Below are 20,200 nucleotides of genomic sequence, written 5' to 3'. Positions count from 1 at the left end.
ACCTGCGCTGACCTACCGGCGGCTCAGCCGACCGAGCGCGTCACCCGCTTCACGAGCTGCCCGTCGGAGTACCACGCCACCTCGACCGTGTGCGGGCCGGGCGTGATCGGCGCCGAGACGTCGTACGCATAGGAACCGCGACGGGTCATGATGTTCTGCACGCCGGCGCGGACGCCGTCCACCCGCACCACGATCCGCTCGCCGCTGGGCTCCCAGCAGCCGTCGGACGCCGTCCCGGCGACCAGCCGACACCGGTCGAACCGGTCCTGGACGGTGTCGCGGTCGGTGTCGGGGCAGCCCGCGGCGGTCAGCGCTCCGGCGGCGTTCGGGCAGATGTCGGCGACGTCCGGGACCTTGTCGGCGTCGCGGTCGGCGAGGACGGTCCTGACCTTGGCGGTCAGCGTGTAGGTGACCGGGCCGAGGATCTCCTGCGGGTCGACGATGGCGACGAGGTCGCGCCGTGCCCACGGCACCGTGACCGTGACCGACTGCTCGCCCTCCGTCACGACCTGGCCCGACCCGCCCTCGACCTTCAGGCCGAGGACCGACGCCGGGTCGTCCCAGGCGAGGGTGACCGTCACGGTCGCCTGCCGGTCCAGGTCGATCGGCACGAAGTGCCGGGTCTCGACGGCACTGATCAGGCCCAGCCCGAACGTGGAGTCGGTGGGCAGGAAGGTGTTGCCGCCTTCGTGCTCGAGACTGACCGTCCGGGTCGTCACGGAGGTGGCCTTTGGTACGTCCAGCCGCGGGCCGGGGGCGGGCGCGGGGCCGGCGAGGGAGATCACGCCGGTGTCGGGGGCGGAGTCCTCGGTGGCGAGCCAGTCGTTCGTCCGGGCGTGGAGACCGGTGTGGCTGCCGACGTCGTACGGCGCCACGATGTTCTGCTCCCTGAGGTACCAGCGCGGCACCTCGAAGGTGACGGTGTCGGCGTCCTTGTCCCACACCGCCGTGTCGGCGGGCATCGGCACGCCCGTGCCGTTGTCGAGCGTGATCGGGGCGCCGTCGGTGCTCGTCGTGGGCACGAACGAGTCGAACCTGCGCCCGTCGACCACCAGGCTGTAGGCGACGGCCGACCCGCCGCTGTCGACCGGCCAGAGCTCGTCGACACTCAGGACGGCCCGGACGTGCTCGGCCGTCACCTCGACCTCGAGGCCGGTGATGTCGCTGACCGGGGCGCTGGCGTCACCCGTCGGGTCGTCGGTCGAGCCGGTCGTGTCGGTGGGCGGCGTCGCGATCGGCAGCCAGGCGGCGCGGCCGTCGACCCGCAGCTGCCCGTCGGCGGCAGTGAGCGACCGGACCCAGAGGTTGGGGCGCGTGGTGTCGACCGGCTCCGGCGTCCAGTCCGTCGTCGCGCCGGGGACCAGCCCGACGTCGGGCTGCGGGCAGTCACGGGGGTCGCCGGTGGAGGAGGCGTAGTGGTGGTCGGCGTGGTGCTGCACCTGGAAGGAGTTGAAGCCGTCGCCCGCGACGTCGTTGGGCTCGAGGTGGTCGGCAGCGGTCACCGACCCGTCGCCGTTGCGGTCGAGGTAGCGGCTCATCCGGAGGGCGAACCCCTCGACGTCGAGCGTGGAGACGCACTTGCTGAGTCCCGGCGGGTCGGTGCTGTAGGCCATGATGTCGTTGGTCGGCGTCGGGCCCCACGGGCCGTCCGCGCCGTCGCCGACGTGGCCGATGGTCAGGCAGTGACCGAACTCGTGGGTGACCAGGTCGAAGATCCCGAACAGGTCCGTGGTCCCCGGCACCGGGTCGATCGCGCCGTTGAACGCGAAGCAGACGTTGCCGCCCTGGCCCCCGCAGTCCTCGACGTAGACGCCGGTGTCCTGGCCGTGGTCCTCGTCCTCGAGCACGCTGAGGTCGGCCGGCGAGCACGGCACGCCGTCGGCGTCGGTGATCCCGATCTCCGCGATGAAGTCGACCGGGTCGATCCCGATGCCGATGCCGCCGACCGGGTTGGTCGCCACGACCACGATCTCGGGGTCGGTGAGCTGGACCGGGCTGACGGGCAGGCCGTCGTCGCCGACCTCCACCTCCTCACCGGTCACGCGGAACTCGACGCCCTCCGCCAGCCAGTCGAGGTCCATCTCCTCGCTGAGGTAGTCGATGCCGCCCTCCCACATGTGGACGGCCTGGCGCATGATGCGCAGGTCGCGCTCGGCGGTCGGCGAGACCGGCACCAGCACCGCGACGTCGACCTTCGGCGAATCGAGCGCGTTGAGGCCGACCAGCATGTGGTAGCAGTCGTTGTCCGGGTTGGCCGGGCTCATGTCAAGCAGGCACTCGGCCGGCACCCGCTTGTCACCGACGTGCGGCCCGACGTACGAGTCCGCAGGACTGCTCTCCGCGGGCAGCGCGGCGAGGGTGGCGGCAGCGACCGCGAACGACGCGGCGGCGGCGAGACGACGAAGCACCATGCTTCGTCAACGCCGCCCGGGCGGAAGGGATACGCGGCCCCCCTAGGTCGACTTATCCGATCATTGTGGTTGTATTTCGCCATCGATTCCAACGACTCCTCGACGCAGCCGGTCCACCCGACTGGCGGTGACGTCATCCCCCTCGCCGAGGCCACGCGGGCGTGGTTCGCGATCTCGCTGCAGACGTTCGGCGGTCCGGCCGGCCAGATCGCGGTCATGCAGCACAAGCTGGTCGACGAGAAGCGGTGGATCGGGCAGCAGCGGTTCCTCCACGCGCTGAACTACTGCACCCTGCTGCCGGGACCCGAGGCGCAGCAGCTCGCCATCTACACCGGCTGGCTCCTCAACGGCACCCGCGGCGGACTGATCGCCGGCAGCCTGTTCGTCCTCCCCGGCGTGATCGCGCTGCTGGCCCTGTCCGCGATCTACGTGCGGTTCGGCAGCACGGACGTCGTGTCGGCGCTCTTCGCCGGCGTCGCGCCCGCCGTCATCGCGATCGTGGTGCAGGCGGTGCACCGGATCGCGAAGCGCGCCCTCGCCCACGGGGCGCTGGTCGCGATCGCGGTCGGGGCGTTCGTGGCCCTCACAATGTTCGGGGTCCCGTTCCCGATCGTCGTCTTCGCCTCCGCCCTGATCGGCTGGGCGCTCGGCCGGCGGATCCCGGGGCTGGGCCGTGCCTCGAGCCACGGCGACGCCGACGACGGCCCCGCGCCCCTCATCAGCGACGACGCGCTCCACCACGAGCTGCCGTCGAAGCGGCGGTCCTTCGGCATCGTGGCGCTCGGCGCACTGCTGTGGTTCGCCCCGGTCGTCGCGTTCGCCGCGCTCGTCTCCTCCACCGACGTCTTCGTCGACCAGGGGCTGTTCTTCTCCGGCACCGCGGTCGTCACCTTCGGTGGCGCGTACGCCGTGCTGGCGTACGTCGCGCACCAGGCGGTCTACGTCTACGGCTGGCTCGCCCCCGGAGAGATGGTCCGCGGGCTCGCGCTCGCCGAGACGACCCCGGGACCGCTGATCATGGTCGTGCAGTTCGTGGCGTTCCTCGGCGCCTACCGGGACCCCGGCTCCCTCGACCCGTGGGTCGCCGCCGTGCTCGCGTCGCTCCTGGTGACCTGGGTGACCTTCGTGCCGTGCTTCCTCTTCGTGCTGCTGGGCGCGCCGTACGTCGAGCGGCTCCGCCACAACCGCCACCTGACCTCCGCACTGACCGGGGTCACGGCCGCCGTGGTCGGCGTCATCGCCAACCTCGCGGTGTTCTTCGCGCTGCACACGCTGTTCGACCGCAACCGTGAGGTCGGGTCGGGCCCGGTCAGCCTCGACGTGCCGGTGCTGTCCTCCTGGGACCCGCTGGCGTTCGCCATCACCGGCATCGCCCTGGCCGCGATGTTCTGGCGCGGGTGGGGGCCGCTGCGGACCCTCGGCCTGTGCGCGCTCCTCGGGGTCGCCGCCTACGCGGTGGGGCTGGCTGCGTAGACGACCCGGCCGACGGTGCTGCCGTCGGCCAGCCGCTGGACCCCGGCCGCGACCTCCTCGAGCGGCAGCCGCTCGCTGACGAGCGGCGCGACCAGGCCCTCGGCGGCCAGCGCTGTCAGGGCCCGGTGGCACTCCTGGACCGCCGGCGGGTCGTAGAGGTTGTAGAGACCCCAGTGCAGGCCGACGATCGAGTAGTTCTTGATCAGGGCGTGGTTGAGCGCGGCGGTCTGGATGTCGCCGCCGGCGAAGCCGATGACGAGGATGCGCCCCTCGAACGCGATGCACTTGGTCGAGCGGGTGTAGGTCTCGCCGCCGACCGGGTCGTAGATGACGTCGGCCCCGCGCCCGCCGGTCTCGGCCTTCACCACGTCGACGAAGTCCTGCTGGTGGCGGTCGACCACGACGTCGGCGCCCAGCCGCCGCGCGACCTCGGCCTTCTCGGGGCCCCCGACGACACCGATCACCCGGGCGCCGGCAGCCTTGCCGAGCTGGATGGCGGCGCTGCCGACCCCGCCGGCCGCGGCGTGCACGAGCAGGGTCTCCCCCGCCGTCAGCCCTGCGCGGCGGTGCAGCCCGAACCACCCGGTCTGGTAGCCGATGTAGAGGCTGGAGGCCTGGGCGTCGTCGAGCGACTCCGGGGCCGGGAACGTGAGGGGCTCGTCCATGAGAGCGAGCTCGGCGAAGCCGCCGTACGGCATGGTGCCGCCGCCCACCACCCGGTCGCCGAGGGCGAAGCCCTCGACCTCGGCGCCGACGGCGACGACCTCGCCGCACAGCTCGACCCCCGGCGTGAAGGGAAGGTCCGGCTTCACCTGGTAGAGCCCGCGGCACATCAGCGCGTCCGGGAAGTTCGCGGGCGCCGCGAGGACGCGGACGACGAGCTGGCGCGGGCCGGGCTCCGGCTCGGGGACCTCGCGCAGCTGCATCACCTTCGCCGGCTCACCGAGCTCGGTCACCTGCCATGCCTTCATGCCCGGGGGGCCGCCCTTCCATCGTGACAGTTGCACTGGCAAGGTTCCTCCCATGCCAGACACCGACGCTAGCGGACCGATGTCCCTCGACGATGCGACCGCCCACATCCACGACGCCATCCCGATCGTGGGCGCCATGGGCATCCGGGTCCTCGACGGGGGCGTGGGACACGCGACGGTCGAGCTGCCTGCCGGCCCGAACGGCAACCACTTCGGCGTGCTCTACGCCGGGTCCCTGTTCACTGCGGCCGAGCTCCTGGGCGGTCTCATCCCGCGGACGACGTTCGACCTCGAGGGTGAGCTCGCGGGCTACGTGCCGCTCGTGAAGTCATCGGAGATCAAGTTCCTCAAGCCGGCTCTCGGCGACGTGACCGCGACGGCGCGGCTGGCGCCCGAGGAGGCCGAGCGCGTGCGGCGCGAGGCCCTTGAGAAGGGCAAGTCGGAGTTCGTCCTCTACGCCGAGATCACCGACGGGCAGGGCAACGTCGTCGCCACCACCCGCGGCCTCTATCAGCTGCGCAAGCTCGGCTGAGTGGAGGTCCGGACTGCCAGGAGAGCGGTCCAGGCGGCGCCCGCCAGCGCGATCCCGCAGCCGACGCCGAACGCCCACGGGAGCCCCTGCTCCCGCGCCACCAGGCCGAGGGCGATCGGGCCGAAGCCGAGCCCGAGGTCGATGAAGGCCGACGCGGTGCCCGCGGCGGCGCCTCGCTCGGCCGGGCTCGCCGTCGCGAAGATCGCAGCGAAGAACGCCGGGGTCGAGAACGTCACACCCACCGCCATGACGACGACCCCGACCAGCAGGCCGGTCGGCGACCGCCAGCCCGTCAGCAGGGCGAGGCCGACCGCGATCGCGACCAGCGACGCCGCGCCCAGCGGCAGCGACGGCAGCCGGTCGGGCACCCGGGCGAAGACGACCCGGCACACCACGACGACGACGCCGTAGACGACGAGCGGGATCGAGGTGTTCTCCATCCCCACGTCGGCGGACCAGAGCGAGGCGAAGGCGAGGAAGCCGCTGATGGCCGCGAGCGACGCGAAGAAGCCGAGCGAGGCCGGGATCCCGGGACGGTGGATGAGCTTGCCGTGGCCGTCGCTGTCGAGCCGGGCGGCCTCCGGCACCCACCGGATGATGACGGCCGCAGCCGCTGCCAGCACGCCGGCCACCCACCACGCAGCGGTGAAGCCCCACTGCTCCTCGACGAACTCGCCGAGCGGCGGGCCGAACGCGATGCCGAGGTAGAGGCCGAGCGAGTTGTAGCTCAGCGCCTCGCCGAGCCGTTCCGGCGGCGCGAGGTCGGCCAGCAGCGCGAAGCCGGCGACGAAGAACGCGGCCTCGGCCACGCCCTGGAGCAGGCGGATCGCGACGACGGCGACCAGGGTGTCGACGTACGGCAGCAACACCATGCCGGCGGCCGCCAGCAGCGCCCCGCCGACCAGCAGCGGGATGCGGCCGTGGACGTCGGACAGCCGGCCGGCGATCGGGCGGCAGATCAGCGCGGTGATGCCGAACGCCCCGAACGCCAGTCCGGCGCCGGCCTCGTCGGACCCGACCGGGCCGACGGCGTAGAGCGGGAGGGTGTGGATCGCGATCCCGACCGACACGAAGTAGGCGAGGTCGGCGAGACCGAGCGCGACGAACGCGGGGGTCAGCAACGGCGGCATCGGCTCCTCGACCACCGGGAGATCATCGCGCACGATGCGCGCCCGGTTCTGGTGGTTCCCGTGACCCCGCCGCAAGCAGGTCGTTTGACCTGCTGTGCTGCGCCGGATCCCGAGGCTCGTCGTCGCCCTCCTCCTGAGCGTGCTGCTCGCGGCCCCAGCCGCGGGCGACCCCGCACCCCGACCGAGCACCGAGGGTCGGTTCCTCGTCGACCCGCAGGGTCGGGTGCTGGTCCTGCACGGCGTCAACATGGTCTACAAGCGGCCGCCGTACGCCCCCGACGCCGTGGGCTTCGGCGCCGACGACGCCCGCTTCCTCGTCCGGCAGGGCTTCACCACCGTCCGCCTCGGCGTGATCTGGAAGGCCGTCGAGCCCGAGCCCGGCGTGTACGACGACGCCTACCTCGCCCGGATCCGCCGGACTACCGAGGTGCTCGCCGCCGCCGGCATCCACGTGATGCTCGACTTCCACCAGGACCTCTTCAACGAGCGGTTCCAGGGCGAGGGCGCGCCCGACTGGGCCGTCCAGGACGACGGCCTCCCGGCCCAGCCGCAGCTCGGCTTCCCCTACAACTACTTCGCGCAGGTGGCCCTGATGCGGGCGTTCGACCACTTCTGGGCCAACGACCCCGGCCCGGGCGGGGTCGGCCTCCAGGACCGGTACGCCGCCGCCTGGCGGCACGTCGCGTCGTACTTCCTCGACACACCGGGAGTGATGGGATTCGACCTTTTCAACGAGCCGTGGCCGGGCACCCTCTGGGAGCTCTGCGCCAACCCGCTGGGCTGCCCGTTGTTCGACGCCCAGCTCGAGGCCTTCTCGCAGCGGGCCATCGACGCCATCCGCGAGGTCGACCGGCGGACGCCGATCTTCTACGAGCCGCACGTGCTCTTCAACAACGGCGCCCGCACCCACGTCTCACCGACCGGCGCGGACCTCGGCTTCTCCTTCCACGACTACTGCCTCACCGCCGACGTCGGGCTCGAGGGCACGCCGGTCCAGGACCTCACCTGCTCGGCCTTCGACGACCTGGTGTGGCAGAACGCCGAGGCGCAGCTGGCGCGGACCCGTGACACGCCGCTGCTGACGGAGTTCGGCGCCACGACCGACGCCACAGTCCTGCGCGACATGGTCGACCGCGCCGCCGCGCACCGGTTCGGCTGGCAGTACTGGGCCTACTGCGGCTGCGACGACCCGACCACCACCGGTCCGGGCGCCGAGCAGGCGCTCGTGCTCGACCCGGCGAAGACCCCCGCCGGCGACAACATCGACCACGCCAAGCTCGCTGCGCTGGTCACCCCGCACCCGCTGGTCGTGGCCGGCACCCCCGCCCGGTGGGACTTCGACCGCTCCACCCAGCGGTTCGTCACGTCGTGGACGACGGCCCGCGCCGGCTCGCTGCCGGGCCGCTTCGGCGGCGGTGCGATCACGCGGATCGCCGTACCCACCCTCGTGTACGGCGACGGCTACCGCGCCACCGTCACCGGAGGCCGCGTCGTCTCCGCGCCGGACGCGCCGGTCCTCGTCGTACGGCAGGCCGCGGGGGCGCTTGCCGGGCGGGTGGTCGTGACGCCTCGCTGACGCTGCCGCTTATCGGAACGCCCGCCCGTGGACCGCGGCCCCGCGTCCTTCGCCGCGTTGGCGCCTCGGCTTGCGCACGCCCATGCCGGGCCGGGGGCCTTGGAAGACGAGAGCCGGGCCGGTCTTGCCTCACTGGTCAGGTGGAGCCCGCGGGGGATCAGTCTTTGCCGGGGCAGTCCGGGTTGGGACAGAAATCGACGGCAAGGACTTCACCCATCTCGCCGTGATCGATGTCGTCCTCACCTGCCGGATTGAAACCCTGGGTCGCGGTCTGCAGCTCGGTTTGGCAGTGCGGGCACCTCTTCGGCCAGTCCCGCTCGTCGACGCTCGGCTCCTGCTCGCTCATCAACCGCACGCTACTCCCGGAGTCGAAGGTCTGACCACGGCCAGGCAGCTCGACGAGCACCTCACCGACGTCGATGCCGGGCCGCATTCTTGGCGGTCAGGGTGAGATGGTGGAGGCGATGAGACGACACCAGCGCGTCACAGGCAGTGGTGTGCGCTGGCCGCAGAGCGAACGGCTGCGCCGGCGTCAGCGGTGGTACTTCGCCCTGATGGGCGTTTGCCTCGTGCTGATTCTGCTGGCCTGGAACGTGGTCCGGTTGTGGTCGACGACCGCAGCGGTGGTCATGTCCGTCGTCGCTGCAGTGCTCCCACCGATCGCCGTGATCGTGGCCAACTGGGGCGAGGACCATTGACGACGAGCGGGGCGACTCGGCTAGGTGTAGGAAACCGGCCGTGCTGCAACGGGACCTGCGGCATCCGGTCGGCTCCAGATTGTCCGGTGGACGGAGTCCGGCGGGTCCTAGAGTCGCGGCATGCCTGAGTTCACCTGGCTCCCGGCCAACCGAGCAGCAGCCGAGGACGTGGAGGCGGTCTTCGCCACCGGTGGCGCCCGCAAGTGCCGCTGCCAGGCCCTGAAGGTGCCGGGGTGGATCTGGCGCGACACCACCCAGGAGCAGAGAGACGCCGCGCTGCTCGAGCAGACCGCCTGCGGCACCACCGGACCGACGTCCGGGCTGATCGGATACGTCGACGGCGAGCCAGCCGGCTGGGTGGCGGTCGAGCAGCGTGCGAACTATCCCAGGCTATGGAGCAGGAAGCAGCCGTGGATGCGGATGGACCCTGAGTTGCCAGGGGTCTGGTCAGTCACCTGCTTCGTCGTGCGCACAGGATGGCGCCAGTCCGGCCTGACCTACGAGCTCGCCGCTGCCACCGTCGAGTACGGCCAGCAGGTCGGCGCTCACGTCCTGGAGGGCTACCCGATCGAGCCGCCGTCAGGCCGGTCCGTGATCTGGGACGAGGCTTCAGTCGGCCTGGTGCAGGTCTTCCTCGAGGCCGGCTATGAGGTGGTCGCCTCCCCCACCCTGCGGCGGCGCGTGGTGCGGCGACGCCTGAGTGACCCCTCCTGACCGTGGCCGACCTCTTCCGCGCACTGTGCGATTCGCACTCGCCGATCTGCCGTGGTGCGCAGTTGCGCGGATTCGAAGTGCGACATTGCGCCGCCTGTCGGACTGCTCGATCCGCCCTCTACTGCCGAGAAGCGCCCGACGCCGCGGACTGCCCGGGCGTTGTGGTCCCTGTCCGGGTGGTCGACCACCCGGGTAGTGACTACAGCTCCACGGTAGTTGTCGGTTCGGCCGCTGCCCGGGTGTCGTAGCCACTGCCCGAGCGTGAGGGCCGGCGACCGTCTCTGCATCCCGTCGCCCGCTATTACAGGTTCGCGGCTCGAGCATGTCGAGATCCCAGCCCGGCTCCGTCCCAGCATCGACCCCACCAGCTCAGCACCTGAGGATGTATCACATGGCACACGTGAAGCGCTTCGACCATGTCGGCATCACCGTCGCGGACCTCGAGTCGGTGACGGCGTTCTTCGTCGGGCTGGGTTTCGAGGTCGAGGGCACTGGGTCGGTGGAGGGCGAGTTCGTGGAGACCGTCTGCGGCATCCCGGGCGCGCACTGTGAGCTCGCGATGCTGCGGCCGCCCGAGGGTGGAGCCCGGTTGGAGCTCGCCAGGTTCGTCACGCCCGACCACGTGCCCGGATCGCCCGAGGCGATGGCCAATGAGCTGGGTCTGCGCAACGTGTCCTTCGAGGTCGGCGACCTGCAGGCGGCGATCGACGCGGTGGCTGCGGACGGCTACGGGCTGGTCGGCGGCATCGGCGAGTACGAGGGCAGCGTGCGGATGGCCTACGTGCGCGGGCCGGAGGGGATCATCGTGTCCCTGTTCGAGCAGCTCGGCTGACGCGCGACGGGGCGATGGGGTGTCAGGGTTGCTCTGGCTCGGGCGGGTAGCGACGAGGGGGCGGAGTGAACGTGGTGTCGGGGAGCCACTGCTCCACCGCCTTCATCGCATCTCCCCAGATCGGGCCGGCGTGCGTGCTGCCGAACGCCTCGGAGACGAACTCGCCGCCGATGACCTGTCGGTTGAGGGTCCGCCAGTGCCCGTCGTCGTCAGCGCCCGCGAGCATTGCGGCGGCCGCGAGGTTCGGCGTGTAGCCGATGAACCAGACCGACCGGTTCTCGTCGGTCGTGCCGGTCTTCGCAGCTGACTGCTGGTCCAGGCCCAGCCCCGCCTCGTAGCCGAAGCCACCGGTCTCCTGCACTCCGCGCAGGACGTCGTTGACCGCGTCCGCCACGCCGGGATCCAGGATCCTCCGGCAATCGGCGGAGTAGCTGTCGAGCACCTGCCCCTCCGCGTCGAGGACCTCCGTGACCGGCCGGGCAGCGCAGTGGCGTCCGCGCGCCGCGAAGGTCGCGTAGGCCTCCGCCATCTCGAGCGGACTGACGTCGACGACCCCGAGGGTGAACGACGGCACCTGTTGGGTCGCCGGGTCGGTCAGCGGGATGCCCATGGCGCGCGCCAGCCGGTACGGCCTACACAACCCGGTGCGGCGCTCGAGCTGCGCGTAGAAGGTGTTCACCGACTGCTGGGTGCCGGTGTACAGATCGAACGTCCCCGACCCGGTCGAGTTCCGGGGCGACCACACCTGGGTGGAGCGCGGATATCCCTGGCAGGTGCGGAACCCGCTGACCGGCAGGGAGATTCGCTGGGGCGCGCGGATCTCGGTGTCCAGCGGGATGCCCTGCTCGATCGCCGCAGCGAGCACGAAGACCTTGAACGTGGACCCGGCCTGGAAGCCGTTCGCGTCGCCGTACTCCTGCGGGACGACGTAGTTGAGGAACGTCTCGCCCTCCTGCCGGTCCCGGCCCATGGGTCGGGACTGCGCGAGCGCGAGGACGTCGCCCGAGCCCGGGGCGAGCATGGCCAGCGCGCCGATCGCCTGGTCGGTGGGGCGGACGTGGGCCCGCGCGGCCTGCTCGGCAGCCCGCTGGAACCGGAGGTCGACCGTGGTCCTGATCGTCAGGCCGCCTGTGTGCAGGAGCTCCTCCCTGGCGGCCTCGCTGACACCCAGGGCCGGCTGACGAAGCAGGTAGGCCAGCAGGTAGTCGCAGAAGAACGGCGCCGCGGAGCGCACACAACCGTTGGGCGTCGGGGCGACCTGCAGCCCGAGACCGAGCTCCTTCGTCCGGGCAGCCCGCTCGGCGCTGATGACGCCGACCTCGGCCATCCGGTCCAGCACGACGTTGCGACGGTCCTTCGCCCGGCCGGGCTGCTCGACGGGATCCTGACCCTCGGGCCGGCTCACGAGCCCCGCGAGGAGGGCGGCCTGCCGCAACGACAGGTGCTCGGCCGACCGCGAGAAGTAGTGCTGGGCCGCGACCTCGACGCCGTACGCGCCCTCGCCGAAGTAGGCGATGTTGAGGTAGCGCTCGAGGATCCACTCCTTGCTGTGGCTCTGCTCGAGCCAGGCGGCGTGCCGCAGCTCCACGACCTTGCGCTCGTACGTCGGCTCGACCGCCTCCAGTCGGCCGCGGCGCGAGCCGGCCTGCTCGACCAGGGTCAGCTTGACCAGCTGTTGGGTGATCGACGAGCCGCCCTGGGCCTGCTCCTGGCGCAGCAGGTTGGTGACGAACGCCCGCATCGTGCCCTGCGGATCCATCGCCCCGTGCTGGAAGAACCGGTTGTCCTCGATCGCGAGCACGGCATCGACGAGGAGCGGGTCGACCTCGTCGAGAGTCACCACGACCCGGTTCCTCTGGTAGAAGGTGGCGACCGTCTCGCCGTTCCGGTCCACGACCTCGCTCCGCTGCGGAAGCGGCTCGAAGGACAGCGGTGCCGGGAAGTGTCGCGTGACGTCGGCCAGGAACATGGCCGTCAGGCCCACGACCGGAGCGACGGCGAGACCGACGAGCACGCCCACCACGACCGCGACGCTCAGCATCCGGGTGAGCTGGCAGATGGCGCCACCCCTGGTTCTGCTGCCCCCATCAGCGGAAGCGGTCACAGAGGATCAATACCCCCACCGACACCGCCTACTCGCGCGGGAACACCGCGTCCTAGCCCTCCGACGCCGACGATGACGTGGTCGTGGCGAGGAGGCGGCGCGCTCGACGTCCCAGGTCGCTCAGGTCGACCCGCCCCTCCTCGGCTGCGGCCGCCAGCCGTGCAGCGAGGTCCAGTGCCTCGTCGAGCTCGGGTGCGGCGACGGCGGCCTCCTGACCCATGTCGCGCAGGATCGTCGTCTCCGTCCTGGACGCGATCAAGGGCTCGGCGACCCCGTCGATCCAGACTCGCGTGCGGCGGCCGTCGCCGCGTTCCTTCCCGGCGATCCGCTCCAGGGCGAAGATGCGGTCGGCGCGCGCGAACTTGCCGAAGCCCAACGCCACCATGCGGGAGTCCGATGCCACGTGGCCATCTTGTCACTGCCCACGCCCTCTGGCAGGGCAAGCGGAGCTGCCCGCCCCGGGTGAGGGCGCCGGTCAGAGAAGACCGAGCTCCAGCGCGTGCCGGCGTACGGCGTCGGTGTCGGCCGCGACCACGAAGGGCACGTCCTCGGTCCAGGTGCCCGAGACCTCCTCGACCCGACCGTCGCCCGGGTCGAGACGCACCTCGCGGATGTAGATCGCGATGATCCGCCCCGGGTTCGCCCTGGCGACTGCTGCATAGATCTCGGGATCCTTCTCCCCGGAGTCGCCGATGAGAACGAACCGCAGCCGAGGGTGGAGGTCGAGGACCTCCTGGATGCGACCCGGCTTCTGCTCACGGCCCGCTGCTGTGCCGAGCAGGTCGCGGAGCAGCAACGGTCCCATCGGGAACTCGCGGTGCCGGATGAACGCCACCAGGAAGCTGTGCAGGTTCCAGGGGCTGGACGAGACGTAGAACACCGGGTTGATGCCGGCGGAGAGGTCGCGGTACAGCTCCGCCGCGCCCGGGAAGGGTGTGCGGGTGAGGGCGGACCCGGTGAACGTCTGCCGGATCATCCGCCCGACCCGCTGGACGCCGGTCTCGAGGATCGTGTCGTCGACGTCCGAGATGACCCCGAACCTCGCGGCAGGGCTCGGGACGAGAACGTCGAACGGCGTGGTCATCGGGTCGGTGACGCCGCGATACTCCCCGGCGAGCTCGACGATCCCGCTGCTCCACGGGGCGGCCAGCTGGCCAGGATCGGGCTGCAGGCGCACCTGGAAGTAGCCGTCGGCATCGGTCGCGGTCTCGGCCGTCGTGCCCGCGACGGTCACGCGCAGGGGCACACCCGGCAGGTCGTCGGTCAGGAACTGTTGCAAGGTGCGTCGTACGGCGGCGCCGACGCCCTCACCCTCCACCGCCTCGGACGGGGCTGGGTCGTCGAGGACCCTGCCGCGCACCACCACCCCTTGATCACTGCCGTGGCCGACGTACGGCTCGATCCGCAGGTCTGCAGGCGTTCGGGTGCCGGTCCGCCGCAGCCGGACCCCGTCCCACGCCTGCTCCAGCCGGCGGGCCCAGCGGCTCGCACTCATGCCCCCACCCTAGGCAGCACGGACCGCTCGAGTGCGCACCCCCCGCCCCGGAACCCTGGAGGATGGGGCGCATGAGCGACGACCTCCTGCCGCATCCGGCGACCGGCGACCTGTTCCCCTCGCCGGTGCCGCCCGGCACCGGCTGGCCCGGTGACCCGGCCACCCGGGAGACGCCGGTTGCACGGACAGCCACGCAGGTACGCCGCCTCGCCGGGCGCGTCGGCCTCGACGAGCTCGACGCCCGGATCAGCGTCTGCCGCGCGTGCCCGCGGCTGGTCCGCTGGCGCGAGCAGGTGGCGGAGACCAAGCGCGCGTCGTACGCCGACCAGCCCTACTGGGGTCGGCCGGTCCACGGCCTCGGGTCCCCGACACCGAGCATCCTCGTGGTCGGCCTCGCCCCCGCGGCGAACGGCGGGAACCGCACCGGCCGACTGTTCACCGGCGATCGCAGCGGGGACTGGCTTTTCGCGTCGCTGCACCGCGTCGGCCTGGCCACGCAGGGCACGAGCGTGCACGCCGCCGACGGCCTCGCGCTCATCGACACCCGGATGGTGGCGACCGTCCGGTGCGGCCCACCGCAGAACAAGCCGACGACCGCCGAGCGCGACACCTGCTCTCCGTGGATCGAGGCAGAGCTCCGCCTGCTCGCAGAGCACGTCCGGGTGGTGGTGGCGCTCGGCGGCTACGGCTGGGATGCGACGCTGAGGTCGTACGCCGCCCTCGGCTGGGAGGTCAGCCGGCCCAAGCCGCGGTTCGGCCACGGCATCGAGGCGACCCTCGTGGGCGACGGGCGGTCGGTGACTCTGCTCGGCTGCTACCACCCCAGCCAGCAGAACACCTTCACGGGCCGGCTCACGGAGCCGATGCTCGACAGCGTGTTCGCTCGGGCTGCGGCTCTCGGGAGGACGCCTCCCGGATGACCGATCCTCCCCGCGCTTGCCGGGCAGGTCCGCTCAGGGGTGACCGGTGACGGGGTCCAGCGCGCAGTCGATGGTCGAGGCCAGATCGGTGCACTCGTCGGCCGGCGGGCTCGGTGGACGGCTCGGGGTCTGCGACGGCGGGGACGAGCTCGGCGGGTCGTCGGACGGACGCGTCGGGTCGGGGGTGGGGGCGGCGCTCGTCGGGTCCGGTGTGCCGGGAGTGTCGTCGGCGGTGGTCGGGCTCGGGTCCGGGAGCGCGTCCTGCGACGGACGCGGCCCGCGGGCCCGCCGAGGCTTCCCCTTCTGGAGAACCGTCGGACCCTGGCTGTCGGACACCTCGGAGCTGTCGGGGGGCACGGGGGTGGGTTTCGGGGTCGACGACGACGTGGTGCCGAGCCCGGCGAGACCGAAGGCCCACGCGCCCACCAGGACAGCGAAGACGGCGACGGCCACGCCGCGCAGCAACCAGATTCTGCCCATGAGCGCACTCCAATGGTCCCGATGTCCGGCCACGATCGTAGGGCCTCCCCGCTCGGCGGGCTCCGCGCGTCCTGACCGGGAGACGGCGGGGTTAGGGCTGCAGCTCCGCGAGCTTGCGCTTCAGGACCTTGCCGGTGGGGTTCCGCGGCAGCTCGTCGACGAACACCACGTCCCGGGGCGTCTTGTAGCGGGCGAGGTTCTGCGCGACGTACGCCTTGACGTCGTCGGCGGTGAGCTCCGCTCCCTCGTTGAGTACGACGAACGCGCGGAGGCGCTGGCCGAACCGCTCGTCGGGCACGCCGATCGCGGCGGCCTCGCGGACGGCGTCGTGGGTGAAGAGCAGCTCCTCGACCTCGCCGGGGAAGACGTTCTCGCCGCCGGACACGATCATGTCGTCGTCGCGCCCGTCGATGAACAGCCGGCCCGCGCTGTCGAAGTGGCCGACGTCGCCGGTGGACATCAGCCCGTCGATGCGGTCCTTGTCGCCGCCGCCGGTGTAGCCCTCGAACTGGAAGTCGTTGCCGACGAAGATCCGGCCGGTCGTGCCGGCCGGCACCTCGCGCCCGTTCTCGTCGAAGACCTTGACCACGGCGCCCATGACCGGGCGGCCGACGCAGCCCGGCTCGGCGGCGAGGTCCTCGGGCGTCGCGATGGTGGCGTAGGCGACCTCGGTCGAGCCGTACATGTTGTGGATGACCGGGCCGAACAGCTGCGTCGACCGGGACGCGAGCTCGGCCCCGAGCTGGGAGCCGGCTACGAAGATCGCCGTCAGCCGGGAGAGGTCCGCCTCGGCGAACGCGTCGTCGCCGAGCTCCACCATCTTCTGCAGCATCACCGGGACGGCGACCATGCCGGTCGCCCGGTGCTCTGACAGGTCCTGGAGCACGAGCGCCGGGTCGAACCGGCGCCGCACGACCAGCGTCGAGCCGAGGAACCCGTTGAGCAGCGCCTGGGCGAAGCCGAGCGTGTGGAACATCGGGGCCGGCAGCACGAGCGTGCCCTTGGCGTGGAACGGCACCCGCGACAGCAGGGCGCCGATAGGTGCGAGCGAGCGCGGCTCCGCACGGGGCGCGCCCTTCGGCGTGCCGGTGGTGCCGCTGGTGAGGAGGACGACCTTCGGGTCGACCCCCGTCCGGGGCGCCGGCGAGGTGTCGCCGCGGGCGACCACGCCGGCGATGGTGTCGTCGCCGCGGTCGGCGTGGTCGTCCGTCCAGGCCCGGGTCCGACCGAGCCGGGTCTCGACACCGGCCAGGAAGTCGCCGTACTCGTCGTCGTGCACCAGCAGGTCGGTGCCCTCGCGGGCCGCGACGTCGCGGATCTGCGGGCCGGCGAAGTCGGTGTTGAGCAGCACGATCCGCGCGCCGCAGCGCGCCGCGGCGTAGGTGGCGACGAGGAACCAGCGGTGGTTGCGCGCCAGGATCGAGACGCCGTCACCGGGCCCGAGGCCGGCGCTCCGCCAGTGGTGCGCCAGCGCGTTGGCCGCGTCGTCGAGCTCGCCGTAGGTCATCGTGCCGAGCTCGTCGATCACGGCCGCCTGGTCCCGGCCGTGCCGGATCGACGCGACCGCCGGGATCGCCCCGAGCATGCCGTAGCGCCACAGTGCGTGGCCGAGCTGGGCGACCTTCCACGGCGGGTCGATGCCGAGCGCGCCACGCCGGAAGGCGTACGAGGCGTACTGCGCTTCCTGCGTTGCGCGGCGTGCGAGCTGGATCGGAAGGGTGATCACAGCCCGACAACCTACGGCGGCGGGGCGGCCGGCGACCAGGGGATGTGCGTCAGCTGGGACCGACGTCTCCCGGGTCGACCTCACCGCGCCAGCCACCGGTCTCGGTGCCCCGGGACTCGATGAACTCCTTGAACCGGTCCAGGTCGCCGGAGATCCGGCGCTCGACGAGGCCCGTCACGTCACCGGCCTTCTCGACGATGCCGGACGGCTCGAGCTCGAGGCGGAGCGTGACCCGCGTGCTCTGGCCGCTCTGCTCCGGGGCGAACGACACGGTGCCGTCGTTCTTCGTGCCGTCGATCGCGCGCCACGTGATGCGCTCGTCGGGGGTCTGGTCGACGATCTCGGCGTCCCACTCGCGGGTGACACCGAGGATGTCGGCCTTCCAGTGCAGGTGCGTGTTGTCGATCTGACGCACCTCCTCCACGCCCTCCATGAACTGCGGGAACGTCTCGAACTGGGTCCACTGGTCGTACACCGTGTGGACGGGCAGATCGACGGTCACGGTCTTCTCCATGGTCGACATGGATGTTGTCCTCTCGTCGGAATCTCGTCGGAATCTCGCCCTGGTGCCGTACCCGCTCCCGGGACGGGCAGACAGGGGCGAGAACCTCGTCACACATCGGCCGAGGCGACCGAGGACGGCACTACGCTCGCCGCCCGTGACTCCCCTCCTGCGCGAGCGGCTGGACGGCGGCATCGAGGTGCTCCGGATCAACCGCCCCGACAAGCGCAACGCGCTCGACACCGCGACCCTGGCCCTCCTCAACGGGGCGCTGGCCGAGCTTTCGGCGGATCCCGACCTCCGCGTCCTCGTGATCTCGACGACCTCGACCACCGCCCTGTGCGCCGGCGCCGACGTGAGCGAGCCGCTGGACGCTGCCGGCGGCGTGGCGCGGATGGAGGCGTTCGCCGAGCTGTACCGGCTCGTCGACGAGGTCCCGGTGCCGACCATCGCCGTGTGCGTCGGCAACTGCGTCGGAGCCGGCGCCGAGATCGTGGTCGGCTGCGACCTGCGGGTCGGCGGCGACAACCTCAAGCTCGCCTGGGCGGGTGCTCGGCTGGGTGTGCCGGTCGGACCCGCCCGGCTCACCCCGCTGGTCGGGCTGGCCCGCGCCAAGGACCTCGTCTACACCGGACGCCCGGTGGGTCTGGCCGAGGCCGACTCCTTCGGCCTGTTCCAGCGCACCGCTCCGGCCGCCGAGGCCGAGGCCGCTGCGCTGGAGGTGGCCGCGGCCATCACCCGCCAGTCCCCCGTGGGCGTCCGCGTGCTCAAGCAGATGTTCCGCGACCTCGAGGGCACGGCGGGGCGGGTCGCCTACGAGAACGAGCGCCTCCTCGAGTTCCAGCGAACCGGGGCCGGCCTCCCCCAGGGCTAGCCGCCCACCGGGCCAGGAGCTCAGGCAGGACCGGTCACCGCGTGACCGGAAAGTCCAGCCGACGGTGCTTCACTACGGAGGCCGCGATCTCGGCGAGCGTTGCGTTCTGTGCGAACGCCTGCGCCCGCAGCAGCGCCAGCGCGTCCTCCGTACCGACCCGGAGCTGGGCGATGACCATGCCGGTGGCCTGGTGGACCTGCGCCCGCGACCCCCACGGACCCGACGCGTTCTCCTCCTCGACGGCAAGCGCGTCCCGGATCAGCGCGGCCCCGACGGCGTCGGCGAGGAAGCTCAGCTGGGCAGGGTCGAGCAGCAGACCGGGCGACGGACCGGTCCGGTAGAGGGTGGCGATGCCGAACCTCCTCTCCCACGGACGCATCGGCACCGCATGGATCACCATGTGGTCGCCCATCTCCTCGGCCGCCTCGGCGAACACCGGCCAGCGGGCCAGGGACTCGGTGCGGGGAAGGATGCCGGTCTCGATCCGGCCGCTCGACCAGGCCGTGTGACCCGGCCCCTCGCCGATGACGTCCTGGAGGTCCTCGAGGCGGGCAGCGGCAGCATCGGTCGCAGCGAGGGTCACCCGGTGCGGCTCGCCGTACCAGACCGTGAGGGCGGCGCCGGTGGCGCCGGTCAGGTCGCGGAACGCCGCACAGAGCCGGTCGCCGAGCGACCCGACCGTGGCGCGGGCCACCGCTCCCGTGAGCCGGGCCAGCAGGTCACCTCGGTCGGACATGCCTCCGCGCCACCTCGGCTTTCCCCATGCTGCGCGCTCGTGCGGGTCGTAGGGGCGCTACCCCGCCGCGCCGAACGTAGACACCCCTTTCGACGCAACCTCCGGGAACCCCGTAGCGGACGCTGGCGGACCTGGAAAATGGGTACTTCTGGAACGGACTCACGGTGGGCTCAGGAAGGAAGAGAAGGACCGATGCCGTACCACGACGAGGAGCTGAAGCTGGGTCAGCTGGTCGGGTCCCTGCAGACCCTCCTCCTGAGCACGAACGACCTGGAGAGCTTTCTCGAGGGCGTCGCCGCCGTGGCAGCGCAGGTGGTCGAGCCGCCGGCGTCGTGCGGCATCACCACCCAGCCCGACGGGCGGCCCACCACCGTCGCGACCAGCGACGCCCGGGCCGCCGAGGTGGACCAGATCCAGTACGACACCGGCACCGGGCCGTGTCTCGACACGCTGGAGCACGGACTGCCGGTCGAGGTCCTCGACCAGCGGCACGACGACCGCTGGCCGGCCTACGCCGAGCGGTCCGTCGCGCTCGGGGTGCGGTGCTCGCTGAGCATCCCGCTGACGCTCGACGGCGACCGCACCCTGGGTGCGCTCAACGTCTACGGCTTCGACCGACCCCGCGAGTTCGGCGACGACGAGCGGCGCCGCGTCGAGCTGTTCGCCACCCAGGCGTCGACGGCGATCGCGCTCGCGGTGCAGCGCAAGGAGCAGCAGAACCTCGCCCAGCAGCTGGAGAAGGCGCTCCTGTCCCGGTCGGTGATCGACCAGGCGCTCGGCGTGCTGATGGCGCAGGAGAAGTGCTCCTCGCAGCGGGCCTTCGAACTGTTGCGCGTGCACTCCCAGAACCACAACCGCAAGCTGCGGGACGTGGCCGTCGAGGTCATCACCCGGCTGACCGGCCAGCCGCCGGTCACCCCGCACCCGTTCCGCAGGCCGGACGAGCCGGCCGGTGCTTGACACGGGGGCTACCGTCTTAATTGGTTGGGAGAACAGCCGGCGAAGAACACCTCGCACATCGGGCAC

The 20,200-nt window shown here is 71.8% G+C and carries 20 protein-coding genes; 9 read left to right on the top strand and 11 right to left on the bottom strand.

Going from position 1 to position 20,200, the window contains the following annotated elements:
* Positions 1 to 23: 23 nt before the first annotated feature.
* Entirely contained in the window at positions 24 to 2,411 is a 2,388-nt protein-coding gene (locus F0U47_RS00470) for a hypothetical protein (RefSeq protein ID WP_149748356.1), read from the bottom strand.
* A gap of 69 nt (positions 2,412 to 2,480) precedes the next feature.
* Here F0U47_RS00470 and chrA point away from each other — a divergent pair, with 69 nt between their 5' ends.
* Positions 2,481 to 3,884, top strand: coding sequence for a chromate efflux transporter (gene chrA, locus F0U47_RS00465; protein WP_246159345.1), 1,404 nt, complete (start codon positions 2,481 to 2,483; stop codon positions 3,882 to 3,884).
* Here chrA and F0U47_RS00460 read toward each other — a convergent pair.
* On the bottom strand, positions 3,860 to 4,840 hold the full coding sequence (locus F0U47_RS00460; protein WP_246159344.1) for an NADPH:quinone oxidoreductase family protein: 981 nt from the start codon (positions 4,838 to 4,840) through the stop codon (positions 3,860 to 3,862). The genes chrA and F0U47_RS00460 overlap by 25 nt on opposite strands.
* A gap of 67 nt (positions 4,841 to 4,907) precedes the next feature.
* Between F0U47_RS00460 and F0U47_RS00455 the strand changes: the two genes are divergently transcribed.
* Positions 4,908 to 5,387, top strand: a complete 480-nt coding sequence (locus F0U47_RS00455; protein WP_188111109.1) for a PaaI family thioesterase — start codon at positions 4,908 to 4,910, stop codon at positions 5,385 to 5,387.
* Here the strand turns inward: F0U47_RS00455 and F0U47_RS00450 are convergent.
* Complete coding sequence (locus F0U47_RS00450) at positions 5,366 to 6,550, bottom strand: MFS transporter (RefSeq protein ID WP_188111108.1); 1,185 nt, start codon at positions 6,548 to 6,550, stop codon at positions 5,366 to 5,368. The two genes, F0U47_RS00455 and F0U47_RS00450, sit on opposite strands and share 22 nt — an antisense overlap.
* Before the next feature lie 61 nt (positions 6,551 to 6,611).
* Here F0U47_RS00450 and F0U47_RS00445 point away from each other — a divergent pair, with 61 nt between their 5' ends.
* Positions 6,612 to 8,093, top strand: coding sequence for a cellulase family glycosylhydrolase (locus F0U47_RS00445; protein ID WP_188111107.1), 1,482 nt, complete (start codon positions 6,612 to 6,614; stop codon positions 8,091 to 8,093).
* A gap of 157 nt (positions 8,094 to 8,250) precedes the next feature.
* Here the strand turns inward: F0U47_RS00445 and F0U47_RS00440 are convergent, their stop codons facing one another.
* A complete protein-coding gene (locus F0U47_RS00440; RefSeq protein ID WP_149748351.1) occupies positions 8,251 to 8,439 on the bottom strand; it encodes a hypothetical protein in 189 nt (62 codons plus the stop codon).
* Between the two features lie 118 nt (positions 8,440 to 8,557).
* Between F0U47_RS00440 and F0U47_RS00435 the strand changes: the two genes are divergently transcribed.
* The 3 genes from F0U47_RS00435 (at position 8,558) to F0U47_RS00425 (ending at position 10,337) form a co-directional block, all read left to right on the top strand.
* Positions 8,558 to 8,791, top strand: coding sequence for a DUF3099 domain-containing protein (locus tag F0U47_RS00435; protein ID WP_149748350.1), 234 nt, complete (start codon positions 8,558 to 8,560; stop codon positions 8,789 to 8,791).
* 120 nt (positions 8,792 to 8,911) lie between these two features.
* Positions 8,912 to 9,505, top strand: a complete 594-nt coding sequence (locus F0U47_RS00430) for a GNAT family N-acetyltransferase (RefSeq protein ID WP_149748349.1) — start codon at positions 8,912 to 8,914, stop codon at positions 9,503 to 9,505.
* 391 nt (positions 9,506 to 9,896) lie between these two features.
* A complete protein-coding gene (locus tag F0U47_RS00425; RefSeq protein ID WP_149748348.1) occupies positions 9,897 to 10,337 on the top strand; it encodes a VOC family protein in 441 nt (146 codons plus the stop codon).
* A 22-nt stretch (positions 10,338 to 10,359) separates the two neighbouring features.
* Here the strand turns inward: F0U47_RS00425 and F0U47_RS00420 are convergent, their stop codons facing one another.
* The 3 genes from F0U47_RS00420 to F0U47_RS00410 all read right to left on the bottom strand — a co-directional run bounded on the left by F0U47_RS00420 (position 10,360) and on the right by F0U47_RS00410 (position 13,936).
* Positions 10,360 to 12,441 (bottom strand): transglycosylase domain-containing protein, encoded by a 2,082-nt coding sequence (locus F0U47_RS00420; RefSeq protein ID WP_149748347.1) that lies wholly within the window; start codon positions 12,439 to 12,441, stop codon positions 10,360 to 10,362.
* Positions 12,442 to 12,493: 52 nt separating this feature from the next.
* Positions 12,494 to 12,844 carry a hypothetical protein gene (locus F0U47_RS00415; protein ID WP_149748346.1) on the bottom strand — a complete coding sequence of 117 codons (351 nt, stop codon included), beginning with the start codon at positions 12,842 to 12,844 and terminating at the stop codon, positions 12,494 to 12,496.
* A 72-nt stretch (positions 12,845 to 12,916) separates the two neighbouring features.
* A complete protein-coding gene (locus F0U47_RS00410; RefSeq protein WP_149748345.1) occupies positions 12,917 to 13,936 on the bottom strand; it encodes an App1 family protein phosphatidate phosphatase in 1,020 nt (339 codons plus the stop codon).
* A 71-nt stretch (positions 13,937 to 14,007) separates the two neighbouring features.
* Between F0U47_RS00410 and F0U47_RS00405 the strand changes: the two genes are divergently transcribed.
* The gene (locus tag F0U47_RS00405; RefSeq protein ID WP_149748344.1) at positions 14,008 to 14,856 is read left to right on the top strand and encodes a uracil-DNA glycosylase; all 849 of its coding nucleotides are present in this window, start codon (positions 14,008 to 14,010) and stop codon (positions 14,854 to 14,856) included.
* A 33-nt stretch (positions 14,857 to 14,889) separates the two neighbouring features.
* Here the strand turns inward: F0U47_RS00405 and F0U47_RS00400 are convergent, their stop codons facing one another.
* From F0U47_RS00400 to F0U47_RS00390, 3 genes are all read right to left on the bottom strand, one after another.
* Complete coding sequence (locus tag F0U47_RS00400) at positions 14,890 to 15,336, bottom strand: hypothetical protein (protein ID WP_149748343.1); 447 nt, start codon at positions 15,334 to 15,336, stop codon at positions 14,890 to 14,892.
* Positions 15,337 to 15,427: 91 nt separating this feature from the next.
* Entirely contained in the window at positions 15,428 to 17,062 is a 1,635-nt protein-coding gene (locus F0U47_RS00395) for an acyl-CoA synthetase (RefSeq protein ID WP_223162607.1), read from the bottom strand.
* A 49-nt stretch (positions 17,063 to 17,111) separates the two neighbouring features.
* The gene (locus F0U47_RS00390) at positions 17,112 to 17,585 is read right to left on the bottom strand and encodes an SRPBCC family protein (RefSeq protein ID WP_149748342.1); all 474 of its coding nucleotides are present in this window, start codon (positions 17,583 to 17,585) and stop codon (positions 17,112 to 17,114) included.
* 136 nt (positions 17,586 to 17,721) lie between these two features.
* Between F0U47_RS00390 and F0U47_RS00385 the strand changes: the two genes are divergently transcribed.
* The gene (locus tag F0U47_RS00385) at positions 17,722 to 18,438 is read left to right on the top strand and encodes an enoyl-CoA hydratase/isomerase family protein (RefSeq protein WP_188111105.1); all 717 of its coding nucleotides are present in this window, start codon (positions 17,722 to 17,724) and stop codon (positions 18,436 to 18,438) included.
* A 34-nt stretch (positions 18,439 to 18,472) separates the two neighbouring features.
* On the opposite strand, the gene F0U47_RS00380 is transcribed toward F0U47_RS00385, so the two are convergent.
* Entirely contained in the window at positions 18,473 to 19,174 is a 702-nt protein-coding gene (locus F0U47_RS00380; RefSeq protein WP_149748340.1) for an ANTAR domain-containing protein, read from the bottom strand.
* A 192-nt stretch (positions 19,175 to 19,366) separates the two neighbouring features.
* On the opposite strand from F0U47_RS00380, the gene F0U47_RS00375 reads away from it, so the two are divergent.
* Positions 19,367 to 20,134: a GAF and ANTAR domain-containing protein gene (locus F0U47_RS00375; protein WP_149748339.1), complete on the top strand. Its 768-nt coding sequence runs from the start codon at positions 19,367 to 19,369 to the stop codon at positions 20,132 to 20,134.
* Positions 20,135 to 20,200: the final 66 nt, after the last annotated feature.

This window comes from Nocardioides antri, from assembly GCF_008373765.1.
GTDB classification, from domain to species: domain Bacteria; phylum Actinomycetota; class Actinomycetes; order Propionibacteriales; family Nocardioidaceae; genus Nocardioides; species Nocardioides antri.
This window is presented reverse-complemented; position numbering and strand designations above follow the sequence as displayed.

Bases quoted from the DNA above. Each gene is read 5' to 3' on its own strand.
- F0U47_RS00470 (WP_149748356.1), bottom strand. From the start codon at position 2,411: ATGGTGCTTCGTCGTCTCGCCGCCGCCGCGTCGTTCGCGGTCGCTGCC.
- F0U47_RS00455 (WP_188111109.1), top strand. From the start codon at position 4,908: ATGCCAGACACCGACGCTAGCGGACCGATGTCCCTCGACGATGCGACC.
- F0U47_RS00440 (WP_149748351.1), bottom strand. From the start codon at position 8,439: ATGAGCGAGCAGGAGCCGAGCGTCGACGAGCGGGACTGGCCGAAGAGG.
- F0U47_RS00435 (WP_149748350.1), top strand. From the start codon at position 8,558: ATGAGACGACACCAGCGCGTCACAGGCAGTGGTGTGCGCTGGCCGCAG.
- F0U47_RS00430 (WP_149748349.1), top strand. From the start codon at position 8,912: ATGCCTGAGTTCACCTGGCTCCCGGCCAACCGAGCAGCAGCCGAGGAC.
- F0U47_RS00425 (WP_149748348.1), top strand. From the start codon at position 9,897: ATGGCACACGTGAAGCGCTTCGACCATGTCGGCATCACCGTCGCGGAC.
- F0U47_RS00410 (WP_149748345.1), bottom strand. From the start codon at position 13,936: ATGAGTGCGAGCCGCTGGGCCCGCCGGCTGGAGCAGGCGTGGGACGGG.
- F0U47_RS00405 (WP_149748344.1), top strand. From the start codon at position 14,008: ATGAGCGACGACCTCCTGCCGCATCCGGCGACCGGCGACCTGTTCCCC.
- F0U47_RS00400 (WP_149748343.1), bottom strand. From the start codon at position 15,336: ATGGGCAGAATCTGGTTGCTGCGCGGCGTGGCCGTCGCCGTCTTCGCT.
- F0U47_RS00390 (WP_149748342.1), bottom strand. From the start codon at position 17,585: ATGTCGACCATGGAGAAGACCGTGACCGTCGATCTGCCCGTCCACACG.
- F0U47_RS00380 (WP_149748340.1), bottom strand. From the start codon at position 19,174: ATGTCCGACCGAGGTGACCTGCTGGCCCGGCTCACGGGAGCGGTGGCC.
- F0U47_RS00375 (WP_149748339.1), top strand. From the start codon at position 19,367: ATGCCGTACCACGACGAGGAGCTGAAGCTGGGTCAGCTGGTCGGGTCC.